At 64.8% G+C, this 14,317-nt stretch carries 9 protein-coding genes; 1 reads left to right on the forward strand and 8 read right to left on the reverse strand.

The window, feature by feature from the left end; all coding sequences use genetic code 11:
* The first annotated feature begins 92 nt into the window (after window positions 1–92).
* Complete coding sequence (purL, locus tag BN1127_RS18715; RefSeq protein ID WP_042650464.1) at window positions 93–3,986, forward strand: phosphoribosylformylglycinamidine synthase; 3,894 nt, start codon at window positions 93–95, stop codon at window positions 3,984–3,986.
* Between the two features lie 259 nt (window positions 3,987–4,245).
* Here purL and nuoN read toward each other — a convergent pair whose 3' ends face one another.
* The 8 genes from nuoN to nuoG form a co-directional block, all read right to left on the reverse strand.
* Window positions 4,246–5,709, reverse strand: coding sequence for an NADH-quinone oxidoreductase subunit NuoN (gene nuoN, locus BN1127_RS18720; protein ID WP_042650465.1), 1,464 nt, complete (start codon window positions 5,707–5,709; stop codon window positions 4,246–4,248).
* A gap of 49 nt (window positions 5,710–5,758) precedes the next feature.
* Window positions 5,759–7,276 (reverse strand): NADH-quinone oxidoreductase subunit M, encoded by a 1,518-nt coding sequence (nuoM, locus tag BN1127_RS18725; protein WP_042650466.1) that lies wholly within the window; start codon window positions 7,274–7,276, stop codon window positions 5,759–5,761.
* A gap of 68 nt (window positions 7,277–7,344) precedes the next feature.
* Window positions 7,345–9,192 carry an NADH-quinone oxidoreductase subunit L gene (nuoL, locus tag BN1127_RS18730; RefSeq protein ID WP_042650467.1) on the reverse strand — a complete coding sequence of 616 codons (1,848 nt, stop codon included), beginning with the start codon at window positions 9,190–9,192 and terminating at the stop codon, window positions 7,345–7,347.
* Window positions 9,189–9,497: an NADH-quinone oxidoreductase subunit NuoK gene (nuoK, locus tag BN1127_RS18735; protein ID WP_005299823.1), complete on the reverse strand. Its 309-nt coding sequence runs from the start codon at window positions 9,495–9,497 to the stop codon at window positions 9,189–9,191. Before nuoK ends, nuoL begins: the two co-directional genes overlap by 4 nt.
* A complete protein-coding gene (gene nuoJ / locus BN1127_RS18740) occupies window positions 9,494–10,045 on the reverse strand; it encodes an NADH-quinone oxidoreductase subunit J (protein ID WP_042650468.1) in 552 nt (183 codons plus the stop codon). Before nuoJ ends, nuoK begins: the two co-directional genes overlap by 4 nt.
* 9 nt (window positions 10,046–10,054) lie before the next feature.
* A complete protein-coding gene (nuoI, locus tag BN1127_RS18745; protein WP_025327221.1) occupies window positions 10,055–10,597 on the reverse strand; it encodes an NADH-quinone oxidoreductase subunit NuoI in 543 nt (180 codons plus the stop codon).
* A 7-nt stretch (window positions 10,598–10,604) separates the two neighbouring features.
* Window positions 10,605–11,573, reverse strand: coding sequence for an NADH-quinone oxidoreductase subunit NuoH (gene nuoH / locus BN1127_RS18750; RefSeq protein WP_025327220.1), 969 nt, complete (start codon window positions 11,571–11,573; stop codon window positions 10,605–10,607).
* Window positions 11,570–14,299, reverse strand: a complete 2,730-nt coding sequence (nuoG, locus tag BN1127_RS18755) for an NADH-quinone oxidoreductase subunit NuoG (RefSeq protein WP_042650469.1) — start codon at window positions 14,297–14,299, stop codon at window positions 11,570–11,572. Before nuoG ends, nuoH begins: the two co-directional genes overlap by 4 nt.
* Window positions 14,300–14,317 lie beyond the last annotated feature (18 nt).

Consider the following 14,317-nt stretch of genomic DNA (forward strand, 5'->3'; position numbering starts at 1 on the left):
GATGAGAAAAACGTTTGTTCGCGATGGGCCTGATCCCTATAATACGCGCGTCTCAAATCCCCCCACACTCTAAAACTTGGTGAGAAAGGTATATGGAAATCTTGCGTGGTGCCCCAGCACTGTCTGAGTTTCGTGTCCACAAGCTGCTGCAGAGCTGCGCACAGAGAGGAGTAGAGATAGCAGACGTCTATGCCGAATATGTGCACTTTGCCGAGCTTTCGAGCCCGCTGTCGCCCCCTGAGCGAGCGACCTTGGGCCAGCTTCTGCGCTACGGCCCGACCATCCCGGAACACACCCCCAGCGGTCAGCTGTTTCTCGTTACCCCCCGCCCCGGCACTATCTCCCCCTGGTCTTCCAAAGCAACCGACATCGCCCACAACTGCGGCCTGCACCAGGTCAAGCGGCTGGAGCGCGGCATTGCCTATTACGTGCAGGCCAAGGGTGAGCTGACCGCAGCCCAGCGTGGCGAGGTCGCGGCCCTGCTGCACGATCGCATGATGGAGACGGTGTTCGATGAGCCGAGCCAGGCCGTCGCCCTGTTTGCCCATCACGAACCGCGCCCCTTCACCCAGGTGGACGTGCTGGGTGGTGGCCGCGCCGCCCTGGCCTCGGCCAACGTCGAACTGGGCCTGGCCCTGGCCGACGACGAAATCGACTACCTGGTGGAGAACTTCACCCGCCTGGGTCGCAACCCCAACGACATCGAGCTCTACATGTTCGCTCAGGCGAACTCCGAGCACTGCCGTCACAAGATCTTCAACGCCGACTGGACCATAGACGGCGAGGCGCAGCCCAAGTCGCTGTTCAAGATGATCAAGAACACCTTCGAGCAGACGCCGGATCATGTCCTGTCTGCCTATAAAGACAACGCCGCCGTGATGGAGGGCAGCCAGGGTGGCCGTTTCTTCCCGAGCCCCGCCAGCGGTGAGTACCAGTATCACCAGGAGCGCGTCGACATCCTGATGAAGGTGGAGACCCACAACCACCCGACCGCCATCTCCCCCTTCCCGGGGGCGGCCACCGGCTCCGGCGGCGAGATCCGCGACGAGGGTGCGACAGGCCGTGGCGCCAAGCCCAAGGCGGGCCTGGTGGGCTTCTCCGTCTCCAACCTGCGCATCCCCGGTTTCGAGCAGCCCTGGGAGCAGGATTTCGGCAAGCCGAGCCGCATCGTCAGCGCCTTTGACATCATGCAGGAGGGGCCCCTTGGTGGCGCCGCCTTCAACAACGAGTTCGGCCGTCCCGCCATCCTCGGCTACTTCCGTACCTTCGAAGAGCAGGTGCCGAGCCACAACGGTGTCGAGGTGCGTGGCTACCACAAGCCCATCATGCTGGCGGGCGGCATCGGCAACATTCGCAGTGAACACGTCCAGAAGGGAGAGATCCCGGTAGGGGCCGCCCTTATCGTGCTGGGCGGCCCGGCCATGAACATCGGCCTGGGGGGTGGCGCAGCCTCCTCCATGGCCTCTGGTCAGTCTGCCGAAGACCTCGATTTCGCCTCGGTGCAGCGGGACAACCCCGAGATGGAGCGCCGTTGCCAGGAGGTGATCGATCGCTGCTGGCAGCTCGGCGATGACAACCCCATCGTCTTCATCCACGACGTGGGGGCCGGTGGCCTTTCCAACGCCATGCCGGAGCTGGTGAACGACGGCGATCGGGGCGGCCGCTTCGACCTGCGAGCCATCGCCAGCGACGAGCCGGGCATGAGCCCGCTGGAGATCTGGTGTAACGAATCCCAGGAGCGTTACGTGCTGGCGGTCGCCCAGGACAAGCTGCCGCTGTTCAAGGCGCTGTGCGAGCGCGAGCGCGCTCCTTATGCCGTGATCGGCACCGCCACCGAAGAGAAGCATCTGACTCTCTCTGACAGCCACTTTGACAACCAGCCCATCGATTTGCCGCTGGACGTGCTGCTCGGCAAGGCACCCAAGATGCACCGCGACGTGGTGACTCTGCCCGCCCAGGGCAAGGCGCTGCAACTGGATGGCATCACCCTGAACGAGGCGGCCGAGCGGGTACTGCGCCTGCCGACCGTGGCGGAGAAGTCCTTCCTCATCACCATCGGCGATCGCAGCGTGACCGGTCTGGTCAACCGTGACCAGATGGTCGGCCCCTGGCAGATCCCGGTGGCCGATTGCGCCGTCACCGCAGCGACCTACGACAGCTATCACGGCGAAGCCATGTCCATGGGGGAGCGTACCCCGGTGGCACTGCTGTCCCACGCTGCCTCGGCCCGTATGGCGGTGGCCGAGGCCCTGACCAACCTGGCACCGGCCCACATCGGATCGCTGAAGCGGGTCAAGCTCTCCGCCAACTGGATGTCTGCCGCCGGTCACCCGGGGGAAGATGCCGGCCTCTACGAAGCCGTGAAAGCGGTGGGCGAGGAGCTCTGCCCGGCCCTTGGCATCACCATTCCGGTGGGCAAGGACTCCATGTCCATGAAGACCCGCTGGCAGCAGGACGGGGAGGAGCGCAGCGTCACCTCGCCGCTCTCCCTGCTCATCTCGGCGTTTGCCCGGGTCGAGGACGTGCGCAATACCGTCACCCCGCAACTGCGCACCGATCTTGGAGAAACCGATCTTATCCTGATTGACCTTGGCAACGGCAAGCAGCGCCTCGGCGCCTCCGCCCTGGCCCAGGTCTATCGCCAGCTTGGCGAGAGTGCCCCGGATCTGGACAACCCGGTCCAGCTCAAGGGCTTCTTCAACGCCATCCAGGCGCTGGTGGCAGATCGCAAGCTGATTGCCTACCACGACCGCTCCGACGGCGGCCTCTTCGTCACTCTGACCGAGATGGCCTTCGCCGGTCACTGCGGCCTCGACATCCAGCTCGACCGCGTGGGCGGCGAGCTGCTGCCGGCTCTGTTCAACGAGGAGCTGGGTGCCGTCATCCAGGTGCGCCGCGACGACAAGGAAGCGGTGCTGACCCTGTTGGCCGGGCACGGTCTGGCGGCCTGCTCCCACGTGCTGGGCACGGTACGTGAAGACGACCTCATCCTGTTCCAGCGCGCCGGCACCGAAGTGTACCGCGCCAGCCGCACCGTCCTTCGCACCCTCTGGGGTGAGACCAGCTGGCAGATGCAGCGTCTGCGGGACAACCCGGAGTGCGCGGATCAGGAACACGCCGCCCGCCAAGACGCCACCGATCCGGGTCTGCAGGCCAGATTGACCTACAACCCGTCCGAGGACGTGGCCGCCCCCTATATCGCCCGCGGGGTCTCCCCCCGTCTGGCGGTACTGCGCGAGCAGGGGGTCAACTCCCACGTGGAGATGGCCGCGGCGTTCGATCGTGCCGGGTTCGCGGCGGTGGATGTGCATATGAGTGACATCCTGTCCGGTCGCATCAAGCTGGAAGAGTTCCAGACCCTGGTGGCCTGTGGCGGCTTCTCCTACGGCGACGTGCTGGGGGCGGGGGAAGGCTGGGCCAAGTCCATCCTGTTCAACGACGGGGCCCGCGAGCAGTTCCAGCGCTTCTTCGAGCGTGGCGATACCTTGTCGCTGGGCGTGTGCAACGGTTGCCAGATGATGTCCAACCTGCGTGACCTCATCCCGGGGGCCGATCTCTGGCCGCGTTTCGTGCGCAACCGCTCCGAGCGTTTCGAGGCGCGCTTCAGCCTAGTGGAAGTGCAGGAGTCACCCTCCGCCTTCTTCGCCGGCATGGCGGGCTCCGTGATGCCCATCGCCGTCTCCCATGGGGAAGGGCGGGTGGAGGTGCGCGACGCCGCTCACCTTGCCGCGCTGCAACAGAGCGGCCTGGTGGGGCTGCGCTTCGTGGACAACCACGGCAAGGTCACCGAGCAGTACCCGGCCAACCCGAACGGGGCACCGGCGGGCATCACCGCGGTCACCACCACGGACGGCCGCGCCACTATCATGATGCCGCACCCGGAGCGGGTGTTCCGCACCGTGGCGAACTCCTGGCACCCGGACAACTGGGGCGAAGATGGCGCCTGGATGCGGATGTTCAGAAATGCTCGCGTGCGTCTGGGTTAATCCCGCGCTGACATGTTAGAAATCAAAAACCGGCCCCGTGGCCGGTTTTTTTATGGGCGCGTGAGACGCTCTGCGCCCCTTGGGGTGATGGCTGGTGAATGGTGACTGAGGGAGGGGAGAGCAAAGATGATCGTTGAGGTGAGAGGGCGAACGGGGGGAGGGCATTGGCACGGCGAGCTTGACCCCTGGGCCCGGCCGTCAGGTGACATAAAAAAACCGGCCACGGGGGCCGGTTTTGCTGTGTGGAGTGACGCTGAGGCTAGCGCAGCACCACGTGCTGGAAGCCCTGCACCAGGCTGATGACCGGCTGGGGATAGATGCCGAGCGCCACCACCAGGATGGCGGAGAGCAGTACCACCAGCCCGCCGGAGGAGAAGGCCCAGTCGGCCCTGGCATCGCGCAGCTGCATGCCGGGTTCGCGCAGGTAGAGGGTGACCATGACGCGCAGGTAGTAGTAGAGGCCCAGGGCGCTGCCAAGCACTATGGCGCCGGAGAGCCACCACAGCTTGGCATCGACCGTCACCCCGATGAGGTAGAACTTGCCGATGAAGCCGAGCGTCATGGGAATGCCCGCGAGCGACAACATCATCACCGTCATGACGGCGGTCAGGTAAGGGCGCTTCCAGAACAGGCCGCGATAGCTGTGCAGGGAGTCCGCATCCTTGCCGCGATAGGGGCTGGACATCATGCTGATGACGCCGAAGGCCCCCAGGCTGGTGAACAGATACATCAGCAGGTAGACACCCGCCGCTTCCACCGGCATCTGGCCGAGGCGGCTCGCCACCACCACTGCCAGCAGATAGCCGAAGTGGGAGATGGAGGAGTAACCCATCATTCGCTTGATGTTGGTCTGGATCAGCGCCAGGAGGTTGCCGACCACGATGGAGATGACTGCCATGGCTGCCAGCAGCCAGTGGATCATGGGATCCGAGGTGGCCGGTACCGCCAGGTAGAAGCGCAGCAGCACGCAGAACACGGCTATCTTGCTCACGGTGGCGAGGAAGGTGGCCACAGGCGCCGGGGCGCCCTCATAGACATCCGGTGTCCAGAGGTGGAAGGGGGCGAGCGACAACTTGAAGGCGAAGCCCACCAGCATCAGGCCGAATCCCCCCATCAGCAGCGGGTGGTGAGCCGGGCTCTGGGCCAGGGTCAGGCCGAGATCGCTGAAGCTCAGGCTGCCCGCCTGGGCATAGAGCAGCGCCATGCCGAACAGCAGGAAGGCGGTGGCGGCGGCGGAGAGCACCATGTACTTGATGCTGGCCTCCAGGGAGTGGCGCTCGCGGTAGGCATAACCCACCAGACCGAACATGGGCAGGGTCAGCATCTCGATCCCGATGAACAGCGATGCGAGGTGACGGGAGCCCGCCAGCACAAGGCCGCCTGCGGTGGCGATGAGCAGCAACAGGTAGAACTCTTCCCGGTTGTCCGGGTAGCCCTTGAGCCAGGAGCGACCGAAGGTACAGGTGGCCAGGGCGCCGATGAGCACCAGCCCCATGTAGAAGACTGCATAGCTGTCCACTTGCAGCAGGGGAGTGACCCCCTGATCCCCCTGGGCCATGACGATGGGCAGGGAAAACAGCGCCAGGTTGAGGCCGGTGATGGTCACCACGAAGGCGGTGTCATCGCAGCGTTTCCAGGCGATGGCGAGCATCAGGGCGACCATGGCTCCCGTGGTCAGCAACAGGGGCAGCAGGGCCAATAGTTGGGCGGCGGTAAACGTCATGACAAGGCTCCCGGCGTGGACGAGGAAAGGGAGAGAGAAGGAGAGGGCATCATTGCAGTGCTCCTGTGGCTGGCAGCGCGTACCAGTGCAGCACGCTCAGCAGGCTGCTGCTGGCGGTGTCGAGCACGGGTTGCGGGTAGAGGCCGAGCAGCACCAGCAGGCCGGCGATGGTCAGCATCATGGCCAGCTCCCGTCTGTCCAGGCCCTTGAGGACGCTCTCGTCCCTGGGGGCACCGAAGCAGGCACGCTGCAGCATGATGAGGGAGTAGACCGAGGCCAGCACCAGGCCGAAGGTGGCGATGATGGTGATGATGGGGGCCACCTGGAAGCTGCCGATGAGGATCAGGAACTCGCCGACGAAGTTGCCGGTACCCGGCATGCCAAGGGAGGCCACCGAGAAGAACAGCATGACGCCGGGCAGGTAGCGCAGCCGACCCCAGAGGCCGCCCATCAGGCGCAGATCCCGGGTGTGCAGCCGCTCGTAGAGCTGACCACACAGGATGAACAGACCGGCGGCGGAGAGGCCGTGGGCGATCATCTGCACCACGGCGCCCTGCAGGGCCAGCTCGCTGCCCGAATAGATGGCGATCATCACGAAGCCCATGTGAGAGATGCTGGTGTAGGCCACCAGACGCTTGATGTCGGTCTGGGCGAAGGCCAGCAGGGCGCCGTAGACGATGCCGAACAAGCCAAGGAGCATGGCGTAGGGAGCGAACTCGGCGGAGGCCTCCGGAAAGAGCGGCAGGGTGAAGCGCAGCAGGCCGTAGGCGGCGGTTTTCAGCAGGATCCCAGCCAAGTCCACCGAGCCCGCGGTCGGTGCCTGGCTGTGGGCGTCAGGCAACCAGCCGTGCAGGGGCACCAGGGGCATCTTGACCGCGAAGGCGATGAAGAAGCCCAGCATCAGCAGCCACTGTACGCCCTTGCTCATCGGAGTGTTGAGCAGGTCGAGGTAGTTGAAGGTGAAGACACCTGTGCTGGCGTGATGGGTCAGCACCAGCCCCAGGATGGCCACCAGCATGATGAGGCCGCTCGCCTGGGTGTAGATGAAGAACTTGGTGGCCGCGTTGATCCGGGATTTGCCGTCGGTGACCGAGTGGCCCCAGAGCGCGATCAGGAAGTACATGGGGACCAGCATCATCTCCCAGAAGAAGAAGAACAGGAACAGGTCCACCGCCATGAAGACACCGAGCACGCCCCCCAGGATCCACAGCAGGTTGAGGTGGAAGAAGCCGATGCGCTGCACGATCTCTTTCCAGGAGCAGAGGATGGCCAGCACCCCGATGAAGCTGGTGAGCATCACCATCAGGAGGGACAGGCCGTCTACCGCCAGGTGCAAGGAGATGCCGAAGCGGGGGATCCAGGGTTGCTGCCACTCGGCCGCCCAGACGGGGAGGCCGGGGCTCGCGAGGGAGAAGTCACCCCCCAGCCAGATGGCACCGGAGAGCACCAGACAGGCGCTCATGGAGAGCAGGGCTACCCAGCGAACGAATTGTCCGCCGAGCCGCTCCATCTGCCAGCAGAGCAAGCCGCCGATAAAAGGAATTAACAAGATCCAGAGTAAGGTCACGATATCAGCTCTCGTCTAGGTTCTAGTCGGGCAGGCCTCGGGCCTGCCACACATATTGGGCTCATGGATCAGCCGAGCAGCAGCAGGGCCAGGATCAGGGCGGCGCCCATCCCCATGGAGGCGGCGTACCAGCGCAGCTTGCCGGAGACGGTCCAGGCCAGCAGCTGGTGACCACCCTGGGCCAGCACGGCGGGCAGGTTCATCATTCGATCCAGCGGGTCCTTGCCGAGCAAGCGGGTCACCAGCAGGTAGGGCTTGACCCAGATCCAGTCATAGAGCCAGTCAAAGCCCCAGGCATTGAACCAGAGGGTGCTGAGGGCGCGGCCCGGCGCACTCTCGGCGATCTGCTTCGCCAGGCGGCGCTCGCCCAGGAACAGCACGGCGGCCAAAGCGATGCCGGCGATGGCGACGATGCCGGAGGCTACTTCCAGGGCGTGGCGTCCCTCCTCTATATGATCCCCGGGGCCAGCCGGCAACACCCCGGCGAGCGGCGGCACTATCAATGCGCCCACCCCGGTGGAGAGCACCAGCAACACCAGCAGCGGCAGCTGGTGGGCCAGGCCGTGTCCGGCGTGCGCCTGCGTCTGCTCCTTGCCGTGGAAGGCGATGAAGATGAGGCGGAAGGTGTAGAGGGAAGTCAGGAAGGCCCCACCCAGACCGGCCCACAGCAGGGCGCTCTGGCCACTGGCCTGCACCTGCCAGAGGATGGCGTCCTTGCTGTAGAAGCCGGCGGTGACCAGCGGCAGCGCGGCCAGGGCCGAGCCCCCCACCAGGAAGCAGGCATAGACCAGCGGCAGACTCTTGCGCAGGCCCCCCATCTTGAAGATGTTCTGCTCGTGGTGGGTCGCGACTATGACGGCACCGGCGGAGAGGAACAGCAACGCCTTGAAGAAGGCGTGGGTCATCAGGTGGAAGATGGCTCCTTCCCAGGCGCCGACCCCCAGGGCCAGGAACATGTAGCCTATCTGGCTCATGGTGGAGTAGGCCAAAATCCGCTTGATGTCGGTCTGGACCAGGGCGGCGAAGCCGGCCAGTACCAGCGTGATGGCACCGACCAGGGCCACCAGATGCAGGATCTCCGGGGCCAGCAGGAACAGACCATGGGTGCGGGCGATGAGGTAGACACCGGCGGTCACCATGGTGGCCGCGTGGATCAGCGCCGAGACCGGGGTCGGGCCCGCCATCGCATCCGCCAGCCAGGTCTGCAGCGGCAGCTGGGCGGACTTGCCGACCGCGCCACCGAGCAGCATCAGGCAGGCGAACGACAGGGCAGGGGAGCCCTCGGCAAACATCGCAGGGGCACGCACCAGCAGCTCGTGGATGTTGAGGGTGCCCAGTTCGCGATAAAGGATAAACAGCCCGATGGCGAGGAAGACGTCACCGACCCGGGTCACCACGAAAGCCTTGAGGGCAGCCGCCCCGTTGGCGGGGTTGCGGTAGTAGAAGCCGATCAGCAGGTAGCTGCACAGCCCCACCCCTTCCCAGCCGAGGTAGACGAACAGCAGATCATCGGCCAGCACCAGGAACACCATGCTGGCGATGAAGAGGTTGGTGTAGGTGAAGAAGCGGGAATAGCCCTCTTCCCCGCGCATGTACCAGGAGGCGAACAGGTGGATGAAGAAGCCCACCCCGGTCACCACCCCCAGCATGGTGAGCGACAGCCCATCCAGCGCCAGGCGGAACGTGGGCGTGAAGCTGCCCACCGACATCCACTGCCACAGGGTCTGGGTATAGACACCGCCTTCCGGCATGTTGCCGAAAAAGTCGATGCCAACCCAGAGCGTGGTCAGGGCCGACAGGCCTATGCTGCCGACACCGATCAGTGCCGCGCTGCGCTCGCCGAGACGGCCGATGGAGAAGGCCAGCACCAGCCATCCCAGCAGGGGGAATAGAAACGTCAGGTATAGGAGGCTCATCCGCGCATCTCGCTCACAGTGTCCACGTTCAGGGTGTGGTAACGACGATAGAGCAGCAGTAACAGGGCGAGGCCGATACTGGCCTCCGCTGCCGCCAGAGAAATCACCAGTATGTACATGATCTGGCCGTCGGCCTGGGCCCAGCGGCTACCCGCCACCACGAACGCCAGCGCGGACGCATTCATCATGATCTCGATACTCATGAGGATAAACAGCAGGTTGCGGCGGATCAGCAGACCGCACAGCCCGATGCAGAACAGGACGGCCGCCAGCAGCAGACCGTGTTCCATTGGGATTCCATTCATGACTGACCTCCTTCCTGGGATGGGCGAGCTGTGGGTTTGGGGACGGAAAGCACTTCCCCGCTCTTGTCTTCACGGCCAAGGTGATAGGCGGTGACCAGACCCGCCAGCAGCAGGATGGAGGCGAGCTCCACCGCCAGCACATAGGGGCCAAACAGGGCGATGCCGACCTCCTTGGCGCTGACGTCGGTCAGCCCCAGTTCACCGCCGGTGACCCCGAGGATGCCGTAGGCCAGAAAGCCAAGCAGGATGAGGGAGAGCAGGGCGGGTCCACCCCAGGTCATGGGGGTGAGCCAGTTGCGCTCCTGATCCTGGGAGGAGCCCAGGTTCAGCATCATCACCACGAACACGAACAGCACCATGATGGCGCCGGCGTAGACGATCACCTGCAGGGCGCCTGCGAAGGAGGCCCCCAGGCAGAAGAAGATCATGGCCACGGCGATGAGGGAGATGATGAGATTGAGCAGCGCATGCATGGGGTTGCTGGTGCTGATGACCCGCAGCGTGCTGTAAACGGCGACCAGGGCCGCGGCATAAAATGCCAGTTCCATGATTGACTCCTAGGGCAGCAGGCTCTTGACATCGATGGGCTTGGCTTCGTTCTCGGCATCCCCTTTGGGCTTGCCGTCGATGGCCATCCCGCTCATGCGGTAGAAGTTGTAGTCCGGGTATTTGCCGGGGCCGCTGATCAGCAGATCTTCCTTCTCGTACACCAGATCCTGGCGGCGATACTCCCCCATCTCGAAATCCGGCGTCAGCTGGATGGCGGTGGTGGGGCAGGCCTCTTCACACAGGCCGCAGAAGATGCAGCGGGAGAAGTTGATGCGGAAGAACTCCGGGTACCAGCGACCGTCGTCCCGCTCCGCTTTTTGCAGCGAGATGCAGCCGACCGGGCAGGCCACGGCGCACAGGTTGCACGCCACGCAGCGCTCGTCACCGTCCGGATCCCGGGTCAGTACGATGCGGCCACGGAAACGGGGCGCGGCATAGACCTGCTGCTCCGGGTAGTTCAGGGTCTCGCGGGGGCGCCATGCATGGGAGAAGACCATCCCCAGACTGCGCAGTTGGGTGCCAACACCCTTGATAATGCTCGTAATTTTCATTGGTGCCTCACTGCACGTTCATAAGCACGACGGCGCCGGTTACCAGCATGTTGAGCAAGGTAAGCGGTAAGCAGACTTTCCAGCCAAAGGACATCACCTGATCGAAGCGCGGGCGGGGCAGGGAGGCCCGCAGCAGGATGAAGAACACCATGAAACAGGCGGTCTTCAGGGCAAACCAGATGAAGGGCGGCAGCCAGGGGCCGTGCCAGCCACCGAAGAAGAGGGTCACGATGAGGGAAGAGATCAGCACTATGCCGATGTACTCGCCCACGAAGAACAGACCCCATTTCATGCCCGCGTACTCGATGTGATAGCCGTCGGCGAGCTCTTGCTCGGCCTCCGGCTGGTCAAACGGGTGGCGGTGGGTGACGGCAACCCCGGCAAACAGGAAGGTAATGAAGCCCAGGAACTGGGGGATCACGTTCCACAATCCGGCTTGCGCTTCTACTATGTCCCGCAGGTTGAAGCTGCCGGTCTGGATGACGATACCCATGAGCGACAGGCCGAGGAACACCTCGTAGGAGAGGGTCTGGGCCGAGGCGCGCAGGCTGCCGAGCAATGAGTACTTGTTGTTGCTCGACCAGCCGGCGAACAGCACGGCGTAGACCGCGAGCCCTGCGATGGCCAGGATGTAGAGCAGCCCCACGTTGAGATCCGCCACGCCCCAGGTGGGGGTGATGGGCACCACAGCAAACGCCAGAATGAAGGCGGTGAAGGCGATGATGGGGGCCAGCACGAAGATCCGGCGATCCGCGAACGGCGGGATCCAGTCCTCCTTGAAGAACATCTTGACCATGTCGGCCGCCAGTTGCAGCAGGCCGAAGGGGCCCACCCGGTTGGGGCCGTACCTGTCTTGCCAGAGCGCCAGCAGACGGCGCTCGATGAAGCTCATGAAGGCGCCTGCCCCCACGATCCCCACCAGCACGATCAAGGCTTTGCCTACCTCCAGCAACAGATCGATCAGCTCATTGCTCATGCGATGGCCTCCTGCAAGTCAGTCACATAGGCCTGGTGCAGCGCGGTCGGCAGACCATGGGCCCCCAGGGGCAGGCCGAGCAGGCCTGGTGCCAGCCGTTCGCTGAGCCGCAGGGTCAGCCGCCAGTGGTGGCCACCCCAGGAGAAGGCCACCAGATGGCCGGCATGAAGGGCCAAGCGGGCGGCGTCGGCCGGGTTCAGCACCAGCTCGGGGTCCCCCATGCGGGCCTGGATGACGGGGCTGCGCGCGGAGAGCTCGTCGCCACCGAACAGCTGGTCATAACTGACCACCTGCAGGGCTGCCTCTGCCCTGAAGGGGGCGGGAATGGTGTCGAACCAGCCGAGAGACTCGCTGCCTGGCTCCAGCAGGCGACGACCGGGATCGCCGGCCCGCAGGTTGCCACCCACCTCGTCCTGGAACTTGTTCCAGGCGGAGGGGGAGTTCCAGCCCGGCGCCCAGGCGAACGGCACCTGTTGCAGGGGTTGGCGGGCACCGGCATAGCCTTCCATGGAGAAGTTGAAGGGGGAGTCGGGGTCTTGCGCCACACGGGGCTCGCTCACGTTCTGATCCGCCAGCATGGAGGTGCGTCCGCTGTAGCGGTGCGGCTCGCGGGCGAGCTTCATGCCACGGATGCGCAGACCCGCGTTGGGGGCCGCTTCGCGCATGGTGGCCAGTAGCGGAGCCGAGGCGGCGCAGGCCGCACTCACCTCGTCGAAGGTGTTCCAGCGCGGGGCCTTTCTGTCCAGCGTGCCTTGCAGCGCGGCCAGCCAGCGCCAGCCCTCGCGTACCTGGATGTCAGCGTCGTAGAAGGCGGGGGCATAGACCTGGAAGAAGCGCTGGGCGCGGCCTTCCATGTTGATCAGGGTGCCATCGGCCTCCGCGAAGCTGGCGGCAGGCAGCACCAGGTGGGCCTGCTGGGCGGTGCGGGTGTCCTGATGATCCACCACCAGCAGATGCTGCAGGCGCTTGATGGCGGCATCGATCCGGTTGCGGGGGGCACGGCGGTAGAGATCGTTCTCCAGAGTGATCAGCGCAAGCCGATCGCTCCCTTCGATGCGCTCGAGGGCGGCTTCCAGCGGGGCGGCGTTGCCAGCCAGCATGGCCAGCCCCAGGCTGTTGGCCTCTTGGGCAACCAGCGCCAGCTCGACGGCCTGACCGCGACCCTTGAGGGCGTGGGCTATGTTGCTGGCTGCCTCGATCAGCGCCTGACTGCGGGCACCATTGCCTGCGATGATGAGGGGCTTTTTGGCATTGCCGAGCAGCTCGGCCCAGCGGCTGGCTTGCGCCAGCTGATCGGCGTCCAGATCCTGCGGGGCAGGGGCCGAGCCGTCGAGCAGGTGGGCGATGGCAAAGCCGAGGCGGGCCTGATCGGCGTGGGGGGCATGCAATGTATCGGCGGCCACGTCGTCGAGACGGGTCTGATCCAGGCTGGTGATGAGCAAGGGGTAGCGCTCATTTTGAGCGAGCGTCTGCACCGCGGCGACCTGCCACAAGTCCACCTTCAGCTTGCGGGCTATTTCGCGTCCCTTGCCCTTGACCGCTTGACGCAGGGCCAGGGCAATACGGGCGGCCGTCTGGGTGACATCTTCACCCAGCACCAGCACGGCGTCGGCCTCTTCCATGTCCCTAAGGCTCGGGGTACGAACCCCGCCCTGGTGCAGGACGTGCAGCATCTTCTGCAGGCAGGCCCATTCGCTCTGCTCAACGCCTGCGTAGAAGTTGTCGGCGCCCACCAGCTCGCGCAGGGCGAAGTTGCTCTCGAGCGAGGCGCGGGGCGAGCCGATGCCGATGATGCCGGCGGCGGTGCGCAGGGCATCGGCAGCGCGGTTTAGGGCGCCATCCACCGTGATGGCCAGTTTGTCATTGCCATCGCGCAGCAGCGGCTGGCGCGGGCGATCGGCCTGGTTGACATAGCCGTAACCGAAGCGACCGCGATCACAGAGGAAATAGTGGTTCAGGGCGCCGTGGAAGCGGTTCTCGATGCGGCGCAGCTCGCCATAACGCTCCCCCGGGCTGATGTTGCAGCCGACCGAGCACTGCTGGCAGATGCTGGGCGCAAACTGCATGTCCCACTTGCGGTTGTAGCGCTCGGAGTGGGTCTTGTCGGTGAAGACGCCGGTGGGGCAGACCTCCACCAGGTTGCCGGAGAACTCGCTCTCCAGGGTGCCATCCTCGACCCGGCCGAAGTAGACGTTGTCGTGGGCGCCATAGACCCCCAGATCCTCGCCGCCGGCGTAATCCTTGTAGTAGCGCACGCAGCGATAGCAGGCGATGCAGCGGTTCATCTCGTGGTTGATGAAGGGGCCAAGATCCTGATTCTGGTGGGTGCGCTTGGTGAAGCGGTAGCGGCGGCTGTTGTGGCCCGTCATCACCGTCATGTCCTGCAGGTGGCAGGCGCCACCCTCTTCGCACACCGGGCAGTCGTGGGGGTGGTTGGTCATCTGCCACTCCACCACCGTCTTGCGAAACTCCTTCGCCTCTTCGTCCTCGATGGAGATATAGGTGCCATCGGTGGAGGGGGTCATGCAGGACATGACCAGGCGGCCGCGCTTGTCGTCGGCATTCTGGTACTGTTTGACCGCGCACTGGCGGCAGGCGCCGACGCTGCCGAGCGCCGGGTGCCAGCAAAAATAGGGGACGTCCAGACCCAGCGACAGACAGGCTTGCAGCAGGTTGTCTGCCCCGTCTACCTCGAACTCTTTACCGTCTACATGAATGGTTGCCATACAACTTCCCTGAAACCT

This window comes from Aeromonas media, from assembly GCF_000819985.1.
Classification (GTDB): domain Bacteria; phylum Pseudomonadota; class Gammaproteobacteria; order Enterobacterales; family Aeromonadaceae; genus Aeromonas; species Aeromonas media.